This is a genomic window from Pseudomonas oryziphila (assembly GCF_003940825.1).
Taxonomy (GTDB): Bacteria; Pseudomonadota; Gammaproteobacteria; order Pseudomonadales; family Pseudomonadaceae; genus Aquipseudomonas; species Aquipseudomonas sichuanensis.
The window spans coordinates 1,808,528-1,828,275 of record NZ_CP034338.1; the positions used below are offsets into that span (position 1 = coordinate 1,808,528).

Sequence of the window (19,748 nt, forward strand, 5' to 3'; positions counted from 1 at the left end):
GGTTATGCAAGTTAAGCGTTTTTTCGCCGCCGATATGCGTCAGGCCATGAAGCTGGTTCGTGATGAGCTTGGCTCCGATGCCGCCATCATCGGCAACCGGCGCATCGCTGGCGGTGTCGAGTTGACGGCCGCGCTGGACTACAAGCTGTCCGCCCTGGCCCCACGGGTGCCCAATGCCGAGCTCGAGGACGAGTTGCGCAAGACCCAGTCGCGCATTGTCACCGCCCAGGCTGAAATCAGCGGGCGCAACGAAATCGGCGAGGGCAACCGGCAGTTGTTCGCCGGCCAGTCGCTGACCGCTTCCGAACCGCTGGTCGAGCCGCATGTCGACGTGCCTGCGGCGCCTGCCGCACCGGCTGCCGCGCCGGTCGACCCGCGCCTGTTCGACGCCATGCGCTCGGAGCTCACCGGCCTGCGCGAGCTGCTTGAAGTGCAGCTCGGTTCGCTGGCCTGGAGCCAGCTGCAAGGTAACAAGCCACAACAGGCCAACCTCTGGCGCCGCCTGCAGCGCTTGGGCTTGTCGGGCGGGCTGGCCCGCGAACTGCTTGAGCTGACCGCCGAAATCGAAGAGCCGCGCCACGCCTGGCGCATGGTCCTGGCGCACCTGGCGCGGATGATCGACGTGCCCGAGGTCGAGCCGATCGAAGAGGGCGGGGTGATCGCCATGGTCGGCCCGGCCGGCATGGGCAAGACCACTACCCTGGCGAAACTGGCCGCACGCTATGTGCTCAAGTACGGCGCGAGCAATATCGCCCTGGTGAGCATGGACAGCTTCCGCATCGGCGCCCAGGAACAGCTGAAAACCCTGGGGCGCATCCTCAATGTGCCGGTTACCTACGTCGACCCGGGCGAGTCCCTGGCCCAGGCGCTCGAACCGCTGCTGCGCAAGCGCGTGGTGCTGATCGATACCGCCGGCCTGCAGGCCAGCGACCCGGCGCTGCGCATGCAGCTGGAGACGCTGGCCGGGCGTGGCATCGCCTCGAAGAACTATCTGGTACTGGCCACCACCAGCCAGAAACAGGTGCTCACCGCCGCCTACCACAGCTACAAGCGCTGCGGCCTGGCCGGTTGCATCCTGACCAAGCTCGATGAAACTGCCTGCCTCGGTGAAGTGCTGAGCCTGGCCATCGGTCACGAATTGCCGATTGCCTACCTGACCGACGGGCCACGCATTCCGGATGACCTGCAATTGCCGCGCAAACACCAGTTGGTGAGCCGCGCGGTGAGCGTACAGATGCAGGACGAGCCCAGCGAAGAGGCCATGGCCGACATGTTCGCTGATCTCTACCACAACCCCGGCAAGCGGGCGGGGTGAAGGTGAACACTGTGCAAAGTACCTACATCATGGGGTTGCCCGGCCTGGCCGCGGCGCTGAGCATCAAGCCCCTCATGTGGCCTGGGTCCAAGCAAGACAAGGTAAACAACAGACATGGGTAGCATGCATCCCGTACAGGTGATCGCCGTCACCGGTGGCAAAGGTGGCGTCGGCAAGACCAACGTTTCAGTGAACCTGTCCCTGGCGCTGGCCGAACTCGGCCGCCGGGTCATGCTGCTCGACGCCGACCTGGGCCTGGCCAATGTCGACGTGCTGCTGGGCCTGACACCCAAGCGCACCCTGGCCGACGTCATCGAGGGCCGTTGCGAGCTGCGTGACGTGCTGCTGCAGGGGCCGGGCGGGGTACGCATCGTGCCGGCCGCCTCGGGCACCCAGAGCATGGTGCACCTGGCACCGGCCCAGCACGCCGGCCTGATCCAGGCGTTCAGCGAAATCGGCGACAACCTCGATGTGCTGGTGATCGACACCGCCGCCGGGATCGGCGAATCGGTGGTCAGCTTCGTGCGTGCGGCGCAAGAGGTGTTGCTGGTGGTCTGTGACGAGCCTACCTCGATCACCGATGCCTACGCCCTGATCAAGCTGCTCAACCGCGACTACGGCATGAACCGTTTCCGCGTGCTGGCCAACATGGCGCAGAGCCCGCAGGAAGGGCGCAACCTGTTCGCCAAATTGACCAAGGTCACGGATCGCTTCCTCGACGTCGCCCTACAATACGTCGGCGCCGTGCCTTACGACGAATGTGTGCGCAAGGCGGTGCAGAAGCAGCGGGCGGTCTATGAGGCCTTCCCACGGTCCAAGTGTGCGCTGGCCTTCAAGGCCATCGCGCAGAAGGTCGACAGCTGGCCGCTGCCAGCCAACCCACGCGGGCACCTGGAGTTTTTCGTCGAGCGTCTGGTGCAGCCCACCAGCGCGGGGCCAGTGCTATGAGTGCGAGCGGCTTCAAGATGTACAGCAAGGCGTCGAAGGACGCCCAGTACGAGCTGGTCGAGCGCTACGCGCCGCTGGTCAAGCGCATCGCCTACCACCTGCTGGCGCGCCTGCCGGCCAACGTGCAGGTCGAGGACCTGATCCAGGCCGGCATGATCGGCCTGCTGGAAGTCGCCAACAAGTACGACGCCAGCAAGGGCGCCAGCTTCGAGACTTACGCCGGCATCCGCATCCGCGGCGCCATGCTCGACGAGGTGCGCAAGGGAGATTGGGCACCACGTTCGGTGCACCGCAATACGCGCATGGTCAGTGACGCAATGCGCTCGGTTGAAGCAAGAACTGGTCGCGACGCTAAAGATCACGAGGTTGCTGCCGAACTCCAATTGAGTCTCGATGATTACTACGGGATTCTGAACGACACCTTGGGCAGCCGCCTGTTCAGTTTTGACGACCTGTTGCAGGACGGTGAACACGAAGGTTTGCACGAGGACGGGGCCAGCGGCCAGCTGGAGCCATCGCGTGACCTGGAAGACGAGCGCTTCCAGCGCGCCCTGGCCGAGGCGATCGCCAACCTGCCGGAGCGTGAGCGCCTGGTGCTCGCGCTGTACTACGACGAAGAGCTGAACCTCAAGGAAATCGGTGAGGTACTGGGGGTCAGCGAGTCACGTGTCAGCCAGTTGCATAGCCAGTGCGCGGCGCGTTTGCGCGGCCGCCTGGGGGAATGGCGGGCACGCTGAGCCCGGGTTCGATGCAGTCGTTTTTTGCTCTACCGAATTGATTGACTGCGCGCTCGGCGCCGAGCGCGTTTAAGACTGCTTGGAGGTCTACTTGAACAAAGACATGAAAATCCTCATCGTTGACGACTTTTCGACGATGCGGCGGATCATCAAGAACCTGTTGCGTGATCTGGGGTTCACCAATACCTCGGAAGCTGACGACGGCAACACCGCGTTGCCGATGCTGGAAAGCGGCCACTTCGATTTCCTGGTGACCGACTGGAACATGCCGGGCATGTCCGGCATCGAACTGCTGCGCAAAGTCCGCGCTGACGAGCGTCTGAAGCACCTGCCGGTGCTGATGGTGACCGCCGAAGCCAAGCGTGAGCAGATCATCGAAGCGGCCCAGGCCGGGGTAAACGGCTATGTGGTCAAGCCTTTCACCGCCCAGGTGCTCAAAGAAAAGATCGAGAAGATCTTCGAACGCGTCAACGGCTGAGTCACCTCAGGGGGCGCCATGGAGTCAACCAACAACTCTCTGGGTGAGTTCGAATCAACCCTGAAAAAACATGCCCAGGAACTGGTCGAGAGCCTCGAGCGCGGCCGTTTCGGCGATGCGGTGCAGCTGATTCATCAGCTCAACCAGACTCGCGACCGGGGCTTGTATCAGGAAGTCGGCAAACTCACCCGTGAACTGCACAGTGCGATCGTCAGTTTCCAGATCGACCCGGCGATGCCGCAGGCCGAGGAGGTCTCGCAGATCACCGATGCCACCGAGCGCCTTTCCTACGTGGTGCGCCTCACCGAAGGCGCGGCCAACCGCACCATGGACCTGGTGGAGGAGAGCACGCCGGTGCTCAACACCCTGGCCAGCGAAGCCCAGGACCTGTCCGCCGATTGGCAGCGCTTCATGCGCCGCGAAGTGGCGGCGCCGGAATTCCGTGAGCTGGTCAAGCGTGTCGACAGTTTCCTGGCGCACAGTGCCGAAGGCAACCGCAAGGTCGCCGGGCACCTCAACGATATCTTGCTGGCTCAGGACTATCAGGACCTGACCGGCCAGGTGATCAAGCGGGTTACCGCGCTGGTCACCGAAGTAGAAAGCAATCTGCTCAAGCTCGTGCTGATGGCCAGCCAGGTCGACCGCTTCGCCGGTATCGAACATGACCACCAGCAGCTGCGCGCTGAAAAAGATGAAGAAAAACATCCGACTCGGGGTGAAGGTCCGCAGATTCATGCCGATAAGCGTGAAGACGTCGTGTCCGGTCAGGACGATGTCGATGATCTGCTGTCCAGCCTGGGTTTTTAAGGAGCACGTTTAATGAGCTTCGGCGCCGATGAAGAAATCCTTCAGGATTTCCTGGTAGAGGCCGGCGAAATCCTCGAGTTGTTGTCCGAGCAACTGGTCGAGCTGGAAAGCCGGCCCGATGATGCGGACCTGCTCAATGCGATTTTCCGCGGTTTCCACACTGTAAAAGGGGGCGCCGGCTTCCTTCAGCTCAACGAACTGGTGGAGTGCTGCCACATCGCCGAAAACGTGTTCGACATCCTGCGCAAAGGTGAGCGCCGGGTCGACGCGGAACTGATGGACGTGGTGCTTGAAGCGCTCGACACGGTCAACAGCATGTTCGGCCAGGTGCGTGAGCGTACCGATGTCACCCCGGCCACCCCGGAGCTGCTGGCGGCGCTGTCGCGCCTGGCCGAACCGGGTACCGCCCAGGCGCCAGCCGCCGAGGTCGAGGCTGCGCCAGTGGTCGAGGCCAGCGCCGAGCCGGACATCACCGACACCGAGTTCGAGCAATTGCTCAATTCGCTCGATGCGGTCAAGGCCGAGGCCGAAGCCGAGCTGCATGAGCAGATGCAAGGCGAGGCGCCGGTCACCGGCGGTGACGAGATCACCGACGCCGAGTTCGAAAACCTGCTCGACCAGTTGCACGGCAAAGGCCAGTTTTCGACCGAAGTGGCGGCCAGCGAGCCGGCAACTGCCGCTCCCGCTGCAGCCAGCGACGAGATTACCGACGACGAGTTCGAGTCGTTGCTTGACCAGTTGCACGGCAAGGGCACCTTCGCCGTCGATGCACTGCAGGGCGCTGCCGCGCCGGCTGCAAGTGCCGCGCCTGCTGCTGGGGGCGATGACATCAGCGAGCATGAATTCGAAGCACTGCTGGACCAGTTGCATGGCAAGGGCAAGTTCTCCGCTGATGCGGCGGTTGCCGAAGCACCCGCTGCCGCCGTGGCGACCGCGCCCAAGGCAGAAGCAAAGCCTGTGGCCAAGCCTGCACCTGCGCCAGCTGCCGCACCGGCCCCGGCTGCTGCCGCCAAGCCGGCCGCTGCGGCTCCTGCCCGTGCCCCGGCACCGGCCGCCGAGAAGCATGGCGCCAGCGAAGCGGAAACAACGGTGCGGGTCGACACTGCGCGCCTGGACGAGATCATGAACATGGTCGGCGAACTGGTGCTGGTGCGTAATCGCCTGGTACGCCTGGGCCTGAACAGCGGCGACGAGGCCATGTCCAAGGCCGTGTCCAACCTCGACGTGGTCACCGCCGATCTGCAGACCGCGGTCATGAAGACCCGCATGCAGCCGATCAAGAAGGTCTTCGGTCGCTTCCCGCGCCTGGTTCGTGACCTGGCGCGCCAGCTCAAGAAAGAGATCAACCTGGAGTTGGTCGGTGAAGAGACCGACCTCGACAAGAACCTCGTCGAGGCCCTGGCCGACCCGTTGGTGCACTTGGTGCGCAACGCCGTCGACCATGGTGTCGAGATGCCCGACGAGCGCGAAGCTTCGGGCAAAGCCCGTACCGGCCGTGTGGTGCTGTCGGCGGAACAGGAAGGCGACCACATCCTGTTGTCGATCTCCGACGACGGCAAGGGCATGGACCCGAGCGTGCTGCGTGCCAAGGCCGTCGAAAAGGGCCTGATGGACAAGGACGCCGCCGACCGCCTGAGCGAGTCGGACTGCTACAACCTGATCTTCGCCCCGGGCTTCTCGACCAAGACCGAGATCTCCGACGTGTCCGGCCGCGGTGTCGGCATGGACGTGGTGAAGACCAAGATTTCCCAGCTCAACGGTTCGATCAACATCTTCTCGGCCAAGGGCCAGGGCTCGAAGATCGTCATCAAGGTGCCGCTGACCTTGGCGATCATGCCGACCTTGATGGTGATGCTGGCCAACCAGGCGTTTGCCTTCCCGCTGGTCAACGTCAACGAGATCTTCCACCTCGACCTGTCGCGCACCAACGTGGTCGACGGCCAGGAGGTGGTGATCGTCCGCGACAAGGCGCTGCCGCTGTTCTACCTCAAGCGTTGGCTGGTCCAGGACCAGGCGCACGAGGAGCAGCACGAAGGCCACGTGGTGATTCTGTCGGTGGGCACCCAGCGCATCGGCTTCGTGGTCGACCAGTTGGTGGGGCAGGAAGAAGTGGTGATCAAGCCGCTGGGCAAGATGCTGCAGGGTACCCCGGGCATGTCCGGCGCCACCATCACCGGTGACGGCCGTATCGCGTTGATCCTCGACGTTCCGAGCATGCTCAAGCGTTACGCCGCCCGGCGTATTTGATTTCGGTGGCGCGCCCTGGCGGGTGCGCCACCTAATGGAGTGTTTATGGCAGTCAAGGTCCTGGTGGTGGATGATTCCGGTTTCTTCCGCCGCCGTGTCTCGGAAATTCTCTCGGCCGACCCGACGATCCAGGTCGTGGGCACCGCGACCAATGGCAAGGAAGCTATCGACCAGGCGCTGTCGCTCAAGCCCGATGTCATCACCATGGACTACGAAATGCCCATGATGGACGGCATCACTGCGGTGCGGCACATCATGCAGCGCTGCCCGACGCCGGTGTTGATGTTCTCCTCGCTGACCCATGAAGGCGCCCGCGTTACGCTGGATGCGCTGGATGCCGGTGCAGTGGACTACTTGCCGAAGAATTTCGAGGACATTTCGCGCAACCCGCAGAAGGTCCAGCAAATGCTGTGCGAGAAGGTTCACACCCTTGCACGCAGCAACCGCCGTTTCGGCGCCTATTCCAGCCCGGCGCCGGCCGCAGCGCCTGCACCGGCCAGCAGCCACGCCCCGGCCAGCAGCTTTGCCGGCAGCGCGCCTGCTCGCCCGGCCGCGCCGGTGCGCACCGCCGCGCCTGCGGCTGCCCATTCGCCAGCACCCAAGCGCAAGCCTTACAAACTGGTGGCCATCGGTACCTCCACCGGCGGCCCGGTCGCGCTGCAGCGCGTGCTCACCCAGCTGCCTGCCAGCTTCCCGGCGCCGATCGTGCTGATCCAGCACATGCCGGCGGCCTTTACCAAGGCCTTCGCCGAACGCCTGGACAAGCTGTGCAAGATCAGCGTCAAGGAAGCCGAGGACGGCGACGTGCTGCGCCCGGGCCTGGCCCTGTTGGCGCCTGGCGGCAAGCAGATGATGGTCGACGGCCGTGGCACGGTGAAAATCCTGCCGGGCGACGAGCGCCTGAACTACAAGCCTTGCGTCGACATCACCTTCGGCTCCGCCGCCAAGTCCTATGGCGACAAGGTGCTGTCGGTGGTGCTCACCGGCATGGGCGCCGATGGCCGCGAAGGCGCGCGCCTGCTCAAGCAGGGTGGCAGCACCGTATGGGCGCAGGATGAGGCCAGTTGCGTGATCTATGGCATGCCCATGGCGATCGTCAAGGCCAACCTCGCCGACGCGGTGTACAGCCTGGACGAGATCGGCAAGCACCTGGTCGAGGCGTGCGTCTGATGGATGTCTTGAGCCTGATCGGCCTGATCCTCGCTTTCGTCGCCATCGTTGGCGGTAACTTCCTCGAGGGTGGGCATGTCGGTGCGCTGCTCAACGGCCCGGCGGCGCTGATCGTCCTGGGCGGCACCCTGGCGGCGGCGCTGCTGCAGTCGCCGCTGTCGTCGTTCAAACGGGCGCTGCAGATCGTCCGCTGGATCTTCTTCCCGCCACGGGTGGACCTGGCCGGCGGTATCGACCGTGTCGTCAACTGGAGCCTGACCGCGCGCAAGGAAGGCCTGCTGGGCCTGGAAGGCGTGGCGGATGCCGAGCCCGACCCCTATGCGCGCAAAGGCCTGCAACTGCTGGTCGACGGCGCCGAGCCGGAAGCCATTCGCAGCGTCCTCGAGGTGGATTTCCTGACCCAGGAGTCCCGCGACATCCAGGCGGCCAAGGTGTTCGAGAGCATGGGCGGCTATGCGCCGACCATCGGTATCATCGGTGCGGTGATGGGTTTGATCCATGTGATGGGCAACCTCGCCGACCCTTCGCAGTTGGGTAACGGCATTGCCGTGGCGTTCGTCGCCACCATTTACGGTGTTGCCAGTGCCAACCTGATCCTGCTGCCGATCGCCAACAAGCTCAAGGCCGTCACCCTGCGCCAGTCGCGTTACCGCGAGATGCTGCTCGAGGGCCTGCTGTCGATCGCCGAAGGGGAGAACCCGCGTTCGATCGAACTCAAGCTGCAAGGCTTCATGGAGTAACCCATGGCCCGTCGTCGTCATACCGAGGAACATGAAAACCACGAGCGCTGGCTGGTGTCGTACGCCGACTTCATCACCTTGCTGTTCGCCTTCTTCGTGGTCATGTACTCGATTTCCTCGATCAACGAGGGCAAGTACAAGCAGATCTCGCAGGCGCTGATCGGGGTGTTCAACGACCCCGAGCGCAGCATGAAGCCGATCCCCATCGGTGACGAGCGCCCGCTCACGGTCAAGCCGGCCGAGCCGCTGGTCAAGGACAGCGAGCAGACCGACGCCGGCCTGGCCCAGGCCAGTGTCGATCCGCTCAAGAGCATTGCCGACGATGTGCGCGATGCGTTCGGCGACCTGATCAAGTCCGACCAGATGACCGTGCGCGGCAACGAGCTGTGGATCGAGATCGAGCTCAACTCCTCGCTGCTGTTCGGCAGCGGTGACGCCATGCCCAGCGATGTTGCGTTCTCGATCATCGAAAAAGTGGCGAAGATCCTCAAGCCGTTCGCCAACCCGGTGCACGTCGAAGGCTTCACCGACAACCTGCCGATCCGCACGGCGCAGTACCCGACCAACTGGGAGCTGTCTTCGGCGCGTGCGGCGAGCATCGTCCGCCTGCTGGCGATGGAAGGCGTCAACCCGGCGCGCATGGCTTCGGTGGGCTACGGCGAGTACCAGCCGGTGGCCGGCAACGACACTGCTGAAGGGCGCGCGCGCAACCGTCGGGTGGTGCTGGTGATTTCACGCAACCTCGAGGTGCGTCGCAGCCTGACCGGTAGCGGCAGTGCCAACGCCACGCCGGATGCGGCCTTGCGCCGGGCTGGCACACAAAGTGCACCAGCCTCGCCAGCATCGGTGGCGGGGCAATAACTCGTCAATTCTCTGTCGCCGCAAGGCGGTGATCGCCGGCATCAACGAGTCAAGAGTTGTCCTATGAGAGTCTGGGCAGTAGCCAATCAAAAGGGTGGCGTTGGCAAGACCACCACCACCATCGCCCTGGCCGGCCTGCTGGCCGAGGCGGGCAAGCGCGTGGTCGTTGTCGACCTCGACCCGCACGGCTCGATGACCAGCTATTTCGGGCACAACCCCGACGCGCTCGAGCACAGCTGTTACGACCTGTTCCTGCATAAAGGCACGGTGCCCGAAGGGCTGCCGGGCCAGTTGCTGCTGCCCACCAGCGATGAGCGTATCTCGCTGCTGCCGTCGAGCACCGCGCTGGCGGTGCTGGAGCGCCAGTCGCCGGGGCAGAGTGGCCTGGGCCTGGTGATCGCCAAGAGTCTGGCGCAGCTGTGGCAGGACTTCGACTTTGCCCTGATCGACAGCCCGCCGCTGCTCGGCGTGCTGATGGTCAATGCCCTGGCCGCCTGCCAGCAGCTGGTGATCCCGGTGCAGACCGAGTTCCTTGCCGTCAAAGGCCTGGAGCGCATGGTCGGGACCCTGGCCATGGTCAACCGTTCGCGCAAGCAGGCACTGCCCTACCAGATCGTCCCAACCCTGTTCGACCGCCGCACCCAGGCATCGCTGGGCACCTTGAAAGTGCTGCGCGACACCTATGGCGAGCAGGTCTGGCAGGGCTACATCCCGGTTGACACGCGCCTGCGCGATGCCAGCCGCAATGGTGTCACGCCCTCGCAGTTCGACGGCAAGAGCCGTGGCGTCATTGCCTACCGGGCGCTGCTCAAGCACCTGCTTACTTATCGCTCCGCGCTGCAGGTGGCCTGATGAACCAAGCCCGGCATATTGCCAGCAAACCGCAAATGGCCCTGCAGTCGTACCTTGATGGCCTGCTGCAGGAAGCCACCGAGTCGTTCGAGCTGCCAGAACCTGCGCCTGCCGCGCAGCCGGCCAGCCAGGCGCCCAGTGACGAATTCGAAGCGGCTGTTCGCGAAGAACAGGCCGCTGACGCCCGCCGCCAGGCCGAACCGGCACCCGCAGCGCCGCGACCTTTTGCCGAGCCGCAGGTCAAGGTGCTGCCGACCGTTCTGCCGCCGGCCCAGCCAGTGGTCAGCGTGGTCGAGCAAGAAGTGCCGGCCGAGGTGCAGGCCGCCGAACCGGTCGCACCCTTGGTCGAGGTGCACCTGCCAGCACCCGCCGCGCCTGTGCCACCGGCCACGGTCGACGGCCGCCCAGCCTGGGCGGCCGAACCGTTCGAATGCCTGCTGTTCGACGTCGCCGGCCTTACGCTGGCGGTGCCGCTGGTATGCCTGGGCTCGATCTACTCGCTGGCCGGTCAGGAACTGACGCCGCTGTTCGGCCAGCCGGACTGGTTCCTCGGCATCCTCAGCTGCCAGGCGGGCAACCTGAAGGTCCTCGATACCGCGCGTTGGGTCATGCCCGACCGCTACCGCGAGGACTTCCGCCAGGGCCTGCAGTACGTGATTTCGGTGCAGGGCTACGAATGGGGGCTGGCGGTACACCAGGTCAGCCGTTCGCTGCGCCTGGACCCGAACGAGATCAAGTGGCGCAGCCAGCGTGGCCAGCGTGGCCAGCGCCCGTGGCTGGCCGGCACGGTGATCGAACACATGTGCGCGCTGCTCGACGTCGCCGAGCTGGCCGAGCTGATCGCCAGTGGCGCGGTCAAGCAGATGAATACCAAACACAACTGAATCAACGCCGCTACTGCCGCGGCTATACAGAGCACACCGCCGAAGGCGGATTGAGAGGGCTAGGGGAATGAAGAAGTCGTCTGCACAAGGTTCCGAAGATCCGATCCTGCAATGGGTTACTTTCCGTCTGGACAACGAGTCCTACGGCATCAACGTCATGCAGGTCCAGGAAGTGCTGCGCTACACCGAGATCGCTCCGGTGCCGGGCGCACCCAGCTACGTGCTGGGCATCATCAACCTGCGCGGCAACGTGGTGACGGTGATCGACACCCGCCAGCGCTTCGGCCTGATGCCCTCGGACATCACCGACAATACCCGCATCGTCATCATCGAGGCGGACAAGCAGGTGGTCGGTATCCTCGTCGACAGCGTCGCTGAAGTGGTGTACCTGCGTCAGTCGGAAATCGAGACTGCGCCGAACGTCGGTAACGAAGAATCGGCCAAGTTCATCCAGGGCGTTTGCAACAAGAACGGCGAACTGCTGATCCTGGTCGAGCTGGACAAGATGATGACCGAGGAAGAGTGGTCCGAGCTGGAGAGCATCTGAGTTGATTTTCGAGGCTGCGGTCATCCTCCTGGCGCTGCTGTGGGCGCTGAGCCTGTGGTTCTTCCTCAATTACAGCAAGCGCCAGCGCGAGCTGGCGGCACAGCAGGCCCAGGGCGATGCGCTGCGTGACCAGCGCATCAAGGACCTGGGCAAGCGCCTGGACGACTATCAGAACGGTACCGTGCGCATGGGCGAGGCCATTCACGAACTGCGCGCGGTGGTCGCGCCGTTGCCGGAGAAACTCCAGCAACTGGAACAACGCGACCCCAACAGCGTCACCTTCACGCAGGCCGCCAAGCTGGTAGGCATGGGGGCCAGTGTCGAGGAGCTCACGCAAACCTGCGGCCTGACCCAGGCCGAGGCCGAACTGATGCGCAAGCTGCACCACGGCGAGTGATCCTCGCCGGCTCGCTATCGAGGGCGCGCAGCGGCCCCGACAGGCTTGAGTGACATCAGGTGGTGGCCCAGGAATGGCTGCCGCCGATCCTGACGATGCGGCCCAGTGGCAGCCACTGGTGCTGCAATTGGTTGAAGCGCTGCAGGTCGACGAAGTGCCCTGCGTTTACCCGGGGCATGCCATACAGGTTGGTGATCTGGCGCAGCGTGGCCTGCAGTGGCATGTGCCTGTCGATTACGCTGTTGAGCATGGCCGGACCGGTCAACTTGTTCAGTCTCGTTGCATAGTCGTAGGCGGCCTGCGGGTCGACCTGTGGGTCGGGTCGGCTGTCATAGAAGCCCGGCTCCGCGGCAAACCTTGAATGCATTTCCTCCGAAATGGCCTCCAGCAGTGGGTTGCCTGGGTGGCTGCCGATCGGTGTGGTGTTGTACAGCAAGTGCATGCCGAGCTTTTCGTTGGAAACCGGTGGGTACAGCAGCAGGCCATCCCTGGGGGCGAGCAATTCGATCGAATCGATGGCCTCGCCCGGCTCGCCCCGTGGCTGGCCATTGATCATCAGCGGCCTGCCAGGTTCGCGCAGGGTGTCGTCCACGTCCAGGTACAGGCCGCCCTCGTGGTTGAGCAACGGATAACGCAGCACGTCCGAAGCAGAGGAAAAATTGGTGGCCACGCCACTGTTGCCGTCGATGGCCGCCTGGTACTGAGCGAAGTAGCGACTGCGTTGGAAGCTGGCGTAGAACGGCTGTTCTTCCAGGGTCATGACCTGGAGGGTCGGTGCGTGTTCGGCGAGCAGGCGCAGGTTCTCCCGGTAGGCTTCGGGCGTTGTGTTCGACAGGAACAACCGGTAGGCATACTGGCTTTCACTCAGGCGCGTGGCGTTCCTTCCGAGGTTGGTCAGCAGCGCTGGACTGATCACCTTGTCACCGACCCAGATGCTCGATACCTGTTTGGGGATCGGCTGCAGTGCCGTGGCGTCGATAGTGGGGTACTCGACCGGCAGGTGCAGGTCGATACCCAACGCACGCAACGTGCCCATGCGCATGGCGTCGGTGACCGGGCGGGTGCGCACATCGACTTCCATCAGACGGTTGGTCTCTGGATCCGGTACATGGAAGTTAGGGTCCACATGGTTGAGTTCGTCCTCCCGGATGAACGCATCGAACTCCACGTCGTAGATCATTTCGGTGACATAGCCGTCGACCGTCGCATACAGGCTGTCGGGTGTGCCGTCGTAGCGCGGCGTGCGTGTAACCCTGCTGCTGACCAGTGGATCGGCGTCAGTCAGTGGGGCGATCGGTTCGGGGTTGTGAAAGTACTCGACTATTGCTTCAGGAAAGTGAGGCGGCGAGACCGGCCCCATGGGATAACCCAACTGGCCGTTGACCTGGCTGGGCATGACGAAGCGTTCGTCCTTGAAACTCAGCAGCAAGGGTGATTCCTGGGCGAGCTGGTGCAACAGGGGCGCGGCGTTGAGCAGGCCGAAGGCGGCCCCTTGCACGCCCGCGGCCTGTTGCGCCTGGCTCTTGCCGTGGATGGCCTGATCCAGCCCGAGGCCGAATTGCGCCATGCCGCCGATGGCGAACAGCGGAGCCAGTTCCGGTACCACCAGCGCCAGGGGCGCAAGGTAGTCGAGCGCCGACTTCAGGTAACCGCGCCAGCGCGCCTTGAGCACTTCGTTTTGGTCGGTGACGATAAAGTCCGCGTCCTGATAGCTGCGACGTTTGTGGCGCTGGGCCAGCGCCAGGAACAGCTCGCCTGCGATGGGCGGGCTGTAGGTGTTGATCTTGTAGTTCACATAGTCCCGAGGCGCCCAATGGCCTTCTGTGGTGAACCCGGGGCGCTGAGGGTTCAGGTCGTTGCTGCGCGGGTATGCCGCCAGGCCGTCGAGGGCAGTCGCCAGGCCGCTGTAGCTCAGGCCGTCCGGCGTATCGGCCTGGGCGAAGTGTTCCATCAGCGCCTGGCGTTTTTGCAGGTCCTTGCACTGCTGCGCGAACCACTCCTTGAGCAGCGCCTCGTTGGCGAACTCATGCAGGGGCGAGGCGTTGCCGGGTATGTACAGCAGGGTCAGGCCGCTGGTCCTGTCCTTGAAGCAGAGCAGGTCGGTCGCGGTATAGCCATACACATTCAGTGGGCGGACCAGGACGCTGGAAGGTCGGGTGGTCACTCCAGCGGCCTGCCAGGCGAGGCGTACGCCGGCGCGGCTGAGGCTGCCTTGCGCTGCCTGCTTGTTGCAGGCAGCGAGGAAGTTGATCTGCGCGCTGACGCGATAGCTGTCCAGGTGGTTGGACCAATAGCTGTCCAGCAAGGCCTTGTAGCGGGTATGAAAATCCAGGTTCCAGATGAACCGCTGCAGGTCTTCGGCCGGCACATCGATATGGGTTTTGTGGCTGTATTCCTGGGGCTGCGAGCGTCGGAACAGGCCGTTGTACACTGCGTAGGCCGCGCCATTGCTGTACCACTCGCGCTCACGCAATTTTTCGACCAGGCGGATCTTGCCGGGAAAATGCCCGGCCCAGGGTTCACCGAACAATCCGCCAACCAAGTTGTTGTTGGATTCGCCTTGCCAGTTCGACAGCATGGCCTGCGTCAGGCTCTGCTTCTGCACGACGATACCCTCCCAGCTGGCGTTGCTGCCTGACTGGTAGTGCAGGGTCACCACATCGACCTGGTCGGGGTCCAGATTCAGCTGGTGCTGGGCCGCCCAGGCCTTGATGGCATCGGCAGCGATGCGGTCGGGGCGAGGAAAGTGGCGCAGATGGTCGCGGACGTACTGCACACCCGCGTTGTTGACGATGGGAGTATTCAAGGTAGTGCACCTTAGCCGTTAACGAGTTGGCAAAGGTGGCAGGCGGCGGGGGCGCGCGGGCCCTACATAGTTATCGTCGCGGTTCGGGCAGGGCGAGTACGGATGGGGAAATGTCCCGTTCGCCTGGCGGTGTGTCGTCGAAGCCGGCCGGCACCTTGCCGCGCAGTTGCCAGGCGAAGGCGATGATCTCGGCGATGGTCAGATACAGCGCTTCGGGGATCTGCTCGCCCAGTTCCAGGCGCGCCAGCAGGCGTACCAGCTCGGCATTCTCGTAGATCGGCACTTCATGCTCGCGGGCCAGCGCGAGGATGGCTTCGGCCAGTTCGTCGTCGCCCTTGGCACTCAGGGTGGGGGCCTGCTGGCCGTCGTAGCTCAGGGCAATGGCCTGGCGTGGTTGCGGCTGCTTCATGCGTTCTCGTCCACCCAACGTTGTTCCAGGCGTGTGCGTGGGCCTTGCGGTGGCGTGCCGGGATGGCATTCCAGATCGCCGACATCCAGGCCGCAGGCCAACAGGCGTTCGCGCAGGGCGCCGAGCTGGCTGTCGATCAGCCGTGCCGTGCGCTCCTGCTCGGCCCAGAGCTGGCCCGACAGGCGCCCCTGGGACAGTTGAGCCTGGACTTGCAGGGGGCCAAGGGGGGCCAGATCGAAGGCCAGCTCGATGCGCCACAGTGCGGCCAGCGGATCACGCTGTTCGTGCTGTTCACGTTCACGGTCGGCTTGCTGCTGCGGGGTTTCCTCGCGTTGCAGCTTGACCTGCAGGGGGATGAACTCCTGGCCGTGGCGGATGGGGATTTCGGTCTGCCAGGTGGTCTGCAGGTTGCCGTTTTCCAGCTGGCCGGATTGCTGCAGGCTGGACAGCGCATGGCTCTGCAGGCGCGACACGGCCCCGGCGGCCAGGCGCAGCAGTTGCTGCAGATCGCCTTCCTGCTCCAGCTTCTGCAGCAGGCGCGTGGGCAGCGGGAAGGGGCCCGACTGTGGGCGTGGGCTGACCTGGCCGAGCATGCCCAGTGCGCTGCGGGCAAAGCCAGGCAGCGCCTGGGCCAGGGAAGTGCTGGTCAGCATCGGGCTGAGCGTCGCGTTGGCCGGTGGCGGCGGCAACTGGGCGATCAGGCGCACCAGCTGTGCCTTGAGGTCGGGTGCCACGCCGCTGGCAAGGCCGCCGAGCAGCTTGGACTCCAGGAATGCGCCGCTGCTGCTGAGCGCCTGGGCGAGGTTCTTCGGTTCGCTCAGTTGGCGGGCGTCCGGCAGGCTGGCCAGCAGGCGCTCGGCGCTGGCGCGTAGTTCGACACCGGCGTCTGGCGAGCGGGCGATCTGCTGCAGGCCGCTGAGCAGCCCCGGCAGTGATGCCTGCTGCCCTTGCTGGGTGACCAGGTGCTGGGCGATCGCCAGTTGATCCTGACGGCCACTGAGGGGCACGAAACGCAGCGACTGGTCGCCTTGCACCAGGGCGCTGAGCAGGCTGCCGACCGGTAGTGGGCGTGGGCTGTCGATGGTCAGGGTGGCTCCGGCCTGGCTGCTGTTGAGCAGGCTCACCAGCGAACGGAAGCTGGCTGCTTCTCCGGGGGGCTGCGGCAATGCCTGGCTGGTCAGCACTTTGCCTTGCAGCAAGGTGCCGACCGGCACCTGGCGGGTGTCGAGGCGGGTGAGGGTGGCGATATTGTTGGCGTTGGCCTGCTGCACCAGCACCGCGAGGCGGTTGCTGTCGGTTTGGCTGACGGTGATCAGGCTGCCCTGGGGCAGTGGCTGGCTGGCGCTGGCCTGCAGCTGGGTCTGGTTGCCGTTGGTCTGGGTCAGGCGCAGCAGGAGCTGGAATTCCTGGCCGACCTGGCGCAGCGACATGACTTCGGCGCGCGCCGTCTCGCCCGGTGCCAGCAGATCGGGCTGCGATTGCAGCAGGCGCAGCAGTTCACCGGTCATGGCGGCCCTGGTCGCCTGGGGGCTTGGCGCAGTTTGTGCGCCGAGACTATTGATTTCAGTCATGATTGTATACAACCTGTCGAACCCGCCCTCTTGGCAGCGGGACAGCGCGTGTAATAATGCCGGCCGCCCGCCTGCCAGTATAACGGCAGGGCAGGGGGCGACTTGAGACACAGGGTTTAAGACCGGTGTCGTCTGCTTCGCGGGTAAACCCGCTCCCACAGGGATTGCGTTGGTCCTTGTGGGAGCGGGTTTACCCGCGAAGGAGCGGCGTAGATCATGAGCCCAACCTTAATAAGGCGAAACCGTGACCCTTCACCTCCAAGCCGCAGGCCTGGCCTGCGAGCGCGACTGGCGACTGCTGTTCGAGCACCTGGACTTCGAACTGCGCCCTGGCGACATGCTGCAGATTGCCGGCCCCAACGGCAGCGGCAAGACCAGCCTGTTGCGCCTGCTGGCCGGGCTGATGCAGCCCACCGCCGGGCAGATCCTGCTCGGCGGCCAGCCATTGGCCGAGCAGCGCCACGCCCTGGCCAGCATCCTCATCTGGATCGGGCACGCCGCCGGCATCAAGGACTTGCTCACCGCCGAAGAGAACCTCGCCTGGCTTTGCGCGCTGCACCAGCCGGCTAGCCGCGATGCCATCTGGCGCGCGCTGGAGGCCGTCGGCCTGCGCGGTTTCGAGGATGTGCCGTGCCATACCCTGTCAGCCGGCCAGCAACGGCGCGTGGCGCTGGCGCGGTTGTACCTGGACAGCCCGCCGCTGTGGATTCTCGACGAACCGTTCACCGCCCTCGACAAGCAGGGCGTCGCCCAGCTCGAGGCGCACCTGGCGGCGCATTGCGAACAGGGCGGCACGGTGGTGCTGACCACCCATCACAGCCTCGCGCACAAGCCTGCCGGTTACCGTGAACTTAACCTGGGGCAATGGGCGGCATGAGCGTATTCCTTCTGCTGTTGCGCCGCGAAGCGCGCCTGTTGTTCCGCCGTCCGGCGGAACTGGCCAACCCGCTGGTGTTCTTTGCCATAGTGGTCGCGCTGTTCCCCCTGGCGGTGGGCCCTGAGACGCAATTGTTGCAAACCTTGTCGCCGGGACTGGTCTGGGTCGCGGCGTTGCTGGCGGTGTTGCTGTCGCTGGACGGGCTGTTTCGCAGTGACTTCGAGGACGGCTCGCTGGAGCAGTGGGTGCTGTCGCCGCACCCACTGGCGTTACTGGTGCTGGCCAAGGTCCTGGCGCACTGGATCTTTTCCGGCCTGGCGCTGGTATTGTTGGCGCCACTGTTGGCGCTGATGCTCGGCTTGCCGGCCAGTTGCCTGCCGGTGCTGCTCGCTTCGCTGTTGCTGGGCACGCCGGTACTGAGCCTGCTGGGCGCGGTGGGGGCGGCGCTGACGGTCGGTCTCAAGCGCGGCGGTTTGCTGCTGGCGTTGCTGATTCTGCCGTTGTATATCCCTGTATTGATCCTGGGCAGTGGTGCGTTGCAGGCGGCGTTGCAGAATATGCCGGCCACCGGCCACCTGCTCTGGCTCGCCAGCCTGACGGCCCTGGCGGTGACACTGGCACCCTTTGCGATCGCCGCCGGCCTGAAGATCAGCGTCGGCGAATAACGAGTTCCGGGCATTGCAGCCTGGCCAACACCCTGGATGTACCCTGATGAAAATTAGCTGGACGTGGTTCCACAAGCTGGGTTCCCCCAAATGGTTCTATGCCATCAGCGGCCGCATGCTGCCGTGGCTGACCGTTTCCGCCATCCTGCTGCTGCTGGTGGGCATCACCTGGGGCCTGGCCTTCGCCCCCCAGGACTACCAGCAGGGCAACAGTTTCCGCATCATCTATATCCACGTGCCGGCAGCGATGCTGGCGCAGTCCTGCTACGTGATGCTGGCGGTGGCCGGGGTGGTGGGGCTGGTGTGGAAGATGAAACTGGCCGACGTCGCCCTGCAATGCGCAGCGCCCATCGGCGCCTGGATGACCGCAGTGGCGCTGGTTACCGGCGCCATCTGGGGCAAGCCGACCTGGGGCAGCTGGTGGGTGTGGGACGCGCGCCTGACCTCGATGCTGATCCTGCTGTTCCTGTACTTCGGCATCATCGCCCTGGGCCAGGCCATCAGTAACCGCGACAGCGCGGCCAAGGCCTGCGCGGTGCTGGCCATCGTCGGCGTGATCAACATCCCGATCATCAAGTACTCGGTGGAGTGGTGGAACACCCTGCACCAGGGCGCCACCTTCACCCTTACCGAAAAACCGGCGATGCCGGTGGAAATGTGGCTGCCGTTGCTGCTCACGGCGCTGGGTTTCTACTGCTTCTTCGGCGTGGTGCTGTTGCTGCGCATGCGCCTCGAAGTGCTCAAGCGCGAAGCCCGCGCCAGTTGGGTCAAGGATGAGGTAATGAACAGCCTGGGCCGGGGGGCAGCACGATGAGCTTCGCCTCGTTCAATGATTTCCTCGCCATGGGCCACCATGGCCTTTACGTCTGGTCGGCCTACGGCATCTGCCTGGCGGTGCTGGCGCTGAATGTCGCCGCGCCCCTGTTGGCCCGCCGGCGCTACCTGCAAGAAGAGGCGCGCCGTCTGCGCCGGGAGAGCAAACCGTGAATCCGCAGCGCAAGAAACGCCTGTTCATCATCCTCGGCCTGCTGGCCGGTGTCGGCGTGGCCGTGGGCTTTGCCCTGAGTGCCCTGCAGCAGAACATCAACCTGTTCTATACCCCCACGCAGATCGCCAACGGCGAAGCGCCGCTGGACACCCGCATCCGCGCCGGCGGCATGGTCGAGAAGGGCTCGGTGCAGCGCTCGGCGGACTCGCTGGACGTGCGCTTCGTGGTCACCGACTACGCCAAGTCCGTGCCGATCACCTACCGCGGCATCCTCCCCGACCTGTTCCGCGAAGGGCAGGGCATCGTCGCGCTGGGCAAGCTCAACGCCGACGGCGTGGTGGTGGCTGACGAAGTGCTGGCCAAGCACGACGAGAAATACATGCCGCCGGAAGTCAGCAAGGCCCTGAAAGAAAGCGGCCAGGCGGAGGCCAAGCCATGAACGCGGCCCT

At 64.6% G+C, this 19,748-nt stretch carries 21 protein-coding genes; 18 read left to right on the forward strand and 3 right to left on the reverse strand.

Translation table 11 applies throughout. The features are described from left to right. Positions 1-4: 4 nt before the first annotated feature. From flhF to EJA05_RS08625, 13 genes are all read left to right on the forward strand, one after another. Complete coding sequence (flhF, locus tag EJA05_RS08565) at positions 5-1,315, forward strand: flagellar biosynthesis protein FlhF (protein WP_125857942.1); 1,311 nt, start codon at positions 5-7, stop codon at positions 1,313-1,315. A gap of 114 nt (positions 1,316-1,429) precedes the next feature. Then, entirely contained in the window at positions 1,430-2,263 is an 834-nt protein-coding gene (fleN, locus tag EJA05_RS08570; RefSeq protein ID WP_008093270.1) for a flagellar synthesis regulator FleN, read from the forward strand. Then, positions 2,260-3,000: an RNA polymerase sigma factor FliA gene (gene fliA, locus EJA05_RS08575; protein WP_110995267.1), complete on the forward strand. Its 741-nt coding sequence runs from the start codon at positions 2,260-2,262 to the stop codon at positions 2,998-3,000. The genes fleN and fliA overlap by 4 nt, the downstream gene beginning before the upstream one ends. Positions 3,001-3,103: 103 nt before the next feature. Continuing rightward, a complete protein-coding gene (locus tag EJA05_RS08580) occupies positions 3,104-3,478 on the forward strand; it encodes a chemotaxis response regulator CheY (RefSeq protein WP_178125875.1) in 375 nt (124 codons plus the stop codon). An 18-nt stretch (positions 3,479-3,496) separates the two neighbouring features. Then, entirely contained in the window at positions 3,497-4,285 is a 789-nt protein-coding gene (locus tag EJA05_RS08585) for a protein phosphatase CheZ (protein ID WP_125857943.1), read from the forward strand. Positions 4,286-4,297: 12 nt separating this feature from the next. Beyond that, on the forward strand, positions 4,298-6,532 hold the full coding sequence (locus EJA05_RS08590) for a chemotaxis protein CheA (protein WP_125857944.1): 2,235 nt from the start codon (positions 4,298-4,300) through the stop codon (positions 6,530-6,532). A 45-nt stretch (positions 6,533-6,577) separates the two neighbouring features. Continuing rightward, positions 6,578-7,702 carry a protein-glutamate methylesterase/protein-glutamine glutaminase gene (locus EJA05_RS08595; protein ID WP_125463295.1) on the forward strand — a complete coding sequence of 375 codons (1,125 nt, stop codon included), beginning with the start codon at positions 6,578-6,580 and terminating at the stop codon, positions 7,700-7,702. Next, the gene (locus EJA05_RS08600) at positions 7,702-8,442 is read left to right on the forward strand and encodes a flagellar motor protein (RefSeq protein ID WP_110995272.1); all 741 of its coding nucleotides are present in this window, start codon (positions 7,702-7,704) and stop codon (positions 8,440-8,442) included. The genes EJA05_RS08595 and EJA05_RS08600 overlap by 1 nt, the downstream gene beginning before the upstream one ends. Positions 8,443-8,445: 3 nt before the next feature. After that, positions 8,446-9,303: a flagellar motor protein MotD gene (gene motD, locus EJA05_RS08605; protein WP_125857945.1), complete on the forward strand. Its 858-nt coding sequence runs from the start codon at positions 8,446-8,448 to the stop codon at positions 9,301-9,303. A 63-nt stretch (positions 9,304-9,366) separates the two neighbouring features. Further along, entirely contained in the window at positions 9,367-10,155 is a 789-nt protein-coding gene (locus EJA05_RS08610) for a ParA family protein (RefSeq protein WP_110995274.1), read from the forward strand. Continuing rightward, positions 10,155-11,039, forward strand: a complete 885-nt coding sequence (locus EJA05_RS08615) for a CheW domain-containing protein (protein WP_125857946.1) — start codon at positions 10,155-10,157, stop codon at positions 11,037-11,039. Before EJA05_RS08610 ends, EJA05_RS08615 begins: the two co-directional genes overlap by 1 nt. Positions 11,040-11,106: 67 nt before the next feature. Further along, complete coding sequence (locus EJA05_RS08620) at positions 11,107-11,586, forward strand: chemotaxis protein CheW (protein ID WP_110995276.1); 480 nt, start codon at positions 11,107-11,109, stop codon at positions 11,584-11,586. Between the two features lies 1 nt (position 11,587). Then, the gene (locus tag EJA05_RS08625; protein WP_110995277.1) at positions 11,588-11,983 is read left to right on the forward strand and encodes a DUF2802 domain-containing protein; all 396 of its coding nucleotides are present in this window, start codon (positions 11,588-11,590) and stop codon (positions 11,981-11,983) included. 55 nt (positions 11,984-12,038) lie between these two features. On the opposite strand, the gene EJA05_RS08630 is transcribed toward EJA05_RS08625, so the two are convergent. The 3 genes from EJA05_RS08630 to fliK all read right to left on the reverse strand — a co-directional run bounded on the left by EJA05_RS08630 (position 12,039) and on the right by fliK (position 16,769). Beyond that, positions 12,039-14,789 (reverse strand): dermonecrotic toxin domain-containing protein, encoded by a 2,751-nt coding sequence (locus tag EJA05_RS08630; protein ID WP_125857947.1) that lies wholly within the window; start codon positions 14,787-14,789, stop codon positions 12,039-12,041. 70 nt (positions 14,790-14,859) lie between these two features. Then, the gene (locus tag EJA05_RS08635; protein ID WP_125463299.1) at positions 14,860-15,198 is read right to left on the reverse strand and encodes an EscU/YscU/HrcU family type III secretion system export apparatus switch protein; all 339 of its coding nucleotides are present in this window, start codon (positions 15,196-15,198) and stop codon (positions 14,860-14,862) included. Beyond that, on the reverse strand, positions 15,195-16,769 hold the full coding sequence (gene fliK, locus EJA05_RS08640) for a flagellar hook-length control protein FliK (protein ID WP_125857948.1): 1,575 nt from the start codon (positions 16,767-16,769) through the stop codon (positions 15,195-15,197). The genes EJA05_RS08635 and fliK overlap by 4 nt, the downstream gene beginning before the upstream one ends. A 244-nt stretch (positions 16,770-17,013) precedes the next feature. Here fliK and ccmA point away from each other — a divergent pair, with 244 nt between their 5' ends. From ccmA to ccmE, 5 genes are read left to right on the forward strand one after another with little or no spacing between them, the layout of a single operon-like run. Next, positions 17,014-17,646: a cytochrome c biogenesis heme-transporting ATPase CcmA gene (ccmA, locus tag EJA05_RS08645; RefSeq protein ID WP_125857949.1), complete on the forward strand. Its 633-nt coding sequence runs from the start codon at positions 17,014-17,016 to the stop codon at positions 17,644-17,646. Continuing rightward, positions 17,643-18,311 (forward strand): heme exporter protein CcmB, encoded by a 669-nt coding sequence (gene ccmB / locus EJA05_RS08650; RefSeq protein WP_110995309.1) that lies wholly within the window; start codon positions 17,643-17,645, stop codon positions 18,309-18,311. Before ccmA ends, ccmB begins: the two co-directional genes overlap by 4 nt. Positions 18,312-18,357: 46 nt before the next feature. Beyond that, the gene (locus tag EJA05_RS08655; protein WP_125857950.1) at positions 18,358-19,125 is read left to right on the forward strand and encodes a heme ABC transporter permease; all 768 of its coding nucleotides are present in this window, start codon (positions 18,358-18,360) and stop codon (positions 19,123-19,125) included. Continuing rightward, the gene (ccmD, locus tag EJA05_RS08660; RefSeq protein ID WP_110995283.1) at positions 19,122-19,298 is read left to right on the forward strand and encodes a heme exporter protein CcmD; all 177 of its coding nucleotides are present in this window, start codon (positions 19,122-19,124) and stop codon (positions 19,296-19,298) included. Before EJA05_RS08655 ends, ccmD begins: the two co-directional genes overlap by 4 nt. After that, a complete protein-coding gene (ccmE, locus tag EJA05_RS08665) occupies positions 19,295-19,738 on the forward strand; it encodes a cytochrome c maturation protein CcmE (protein WP_110995284.1) in 444 nt (147 codons plus the stop codon). The genes ccmD and ccmE overlap by 4 nt, the downstream gene beginning before the upstream one ends. Positions 19,739-19,748: the final 10 nt, after the last annotated feature.

Coding starts and splice junctions, on each gene's coding strand:
- flhF (WP_125857942.1), top strand. CDS start 5: ATGCAAGTTAAGCGTTTTTTCGCCGCCGATATGCGTCAGGCCATGAAG.
- fleN (WP_008093270.1), top strand. CDS start 1,430: ATGGGTAGCATGCATCCCGTACAGGTGATCGCCGTCACCGGTGGCAAA.
- fliA (WP_110995267.1), top strand. CDS start 2,260: ATGAGTGCGAGCGGCTTCAAGATGTACAGCAAGGCGTCGAAGGACGCC.
- EJA05_RS08580 (WP_178125875.1), top strand. CDS start 3,104: ATGAAAATCCTCATCGTTGACGACTTTTCGACGATGCGGCGGATCATC.
- EJA05_RS08585 (WP_125857943.1), top strand. CDS start 3,497: ATGGAGTCAACCAACAACTCTCTGGGTGAGTTCGAATCAACCCTGAAA.
- EJA05_RS08590 (WP_125857944.1), top strand. CDS start 4,298: ATGAGCTTCGGCGCCGATGAAGAAATCCTTCAGGATTTCCTGGTAGAG.
- EJA05_RS08595 (WP_125463295.1), top strand. CDS start 6,578: ATGGCAGTCAAGGTCCTGGTGGTGGATGATTCCGGTTTCTTCCGCCGC.
- EJA05_RS08600 (WP_110995272.1), top strand. CDS start 7,702: ATGGATGTCTTGAGCCTGATCGGCCTGATCCTCGCTTTCGTCGCCATC.
- motD (WP_125857945.1), top strand. CDS start 8,446: ATGGCCCGTCGTCGTCATACCGAGGAACATGAAAACCACGAGCGCTGG.
- EJA05_RS08610 (WP_110995274.1), top strand. CDS start 9,367: ATGAGAGTCTGGGCAGTAGCCAATCAAAAGGGTGGCGTTGGCAAGACC.
- EJA05_RS08615 (WP_125857946.1), top strand. CDS start 10,155: ATGAACCAAGCCCGGCATATTGCCAGCAAACCGCAAATGGCCCTGCAG.
- EJA05_RS08620 (WP_110995276.1), top strand. CDS start 11,107: ATGAAGAAGTCGTCTGCACAAGGTTCCGAAGATCCGATCCTGCAATGG.
- EJA05_RS08635 (WP_125463299.1), bottom strand. CDS start 15,198: ATGAAGCAGCCGCAACCACGCCAGGCCATTGCCCTGAGCTACGACGGC.
- fliK (WP_125857948.1), bottom strand. CDS start 16,769: ATGACTGAAATCAATAGTCTCGGCGCACAAACTGCGCCAAGCCCCCAG.
- ccmB (WP_110995309.1), top strand. CDS start 17,643: ATGAGCGTATTCCTTCTGCTGTTGCGCCGCGAAGCGCGCCTGTTGTTC.
- EJA05_RS08655 (WP_125857950.1), top strand. CDS start 18,358: ATGAAAATTAGCTGGACGTGGTTCCACAAGCTGGGTTCCCCCAAATGG.
- ccmD (WP_110995283.1), top strand. CDS start 19,122: ATGAGCTTCGCCTCGTTCAATGATTTCCTCGCCATGGGCCACCATGGC.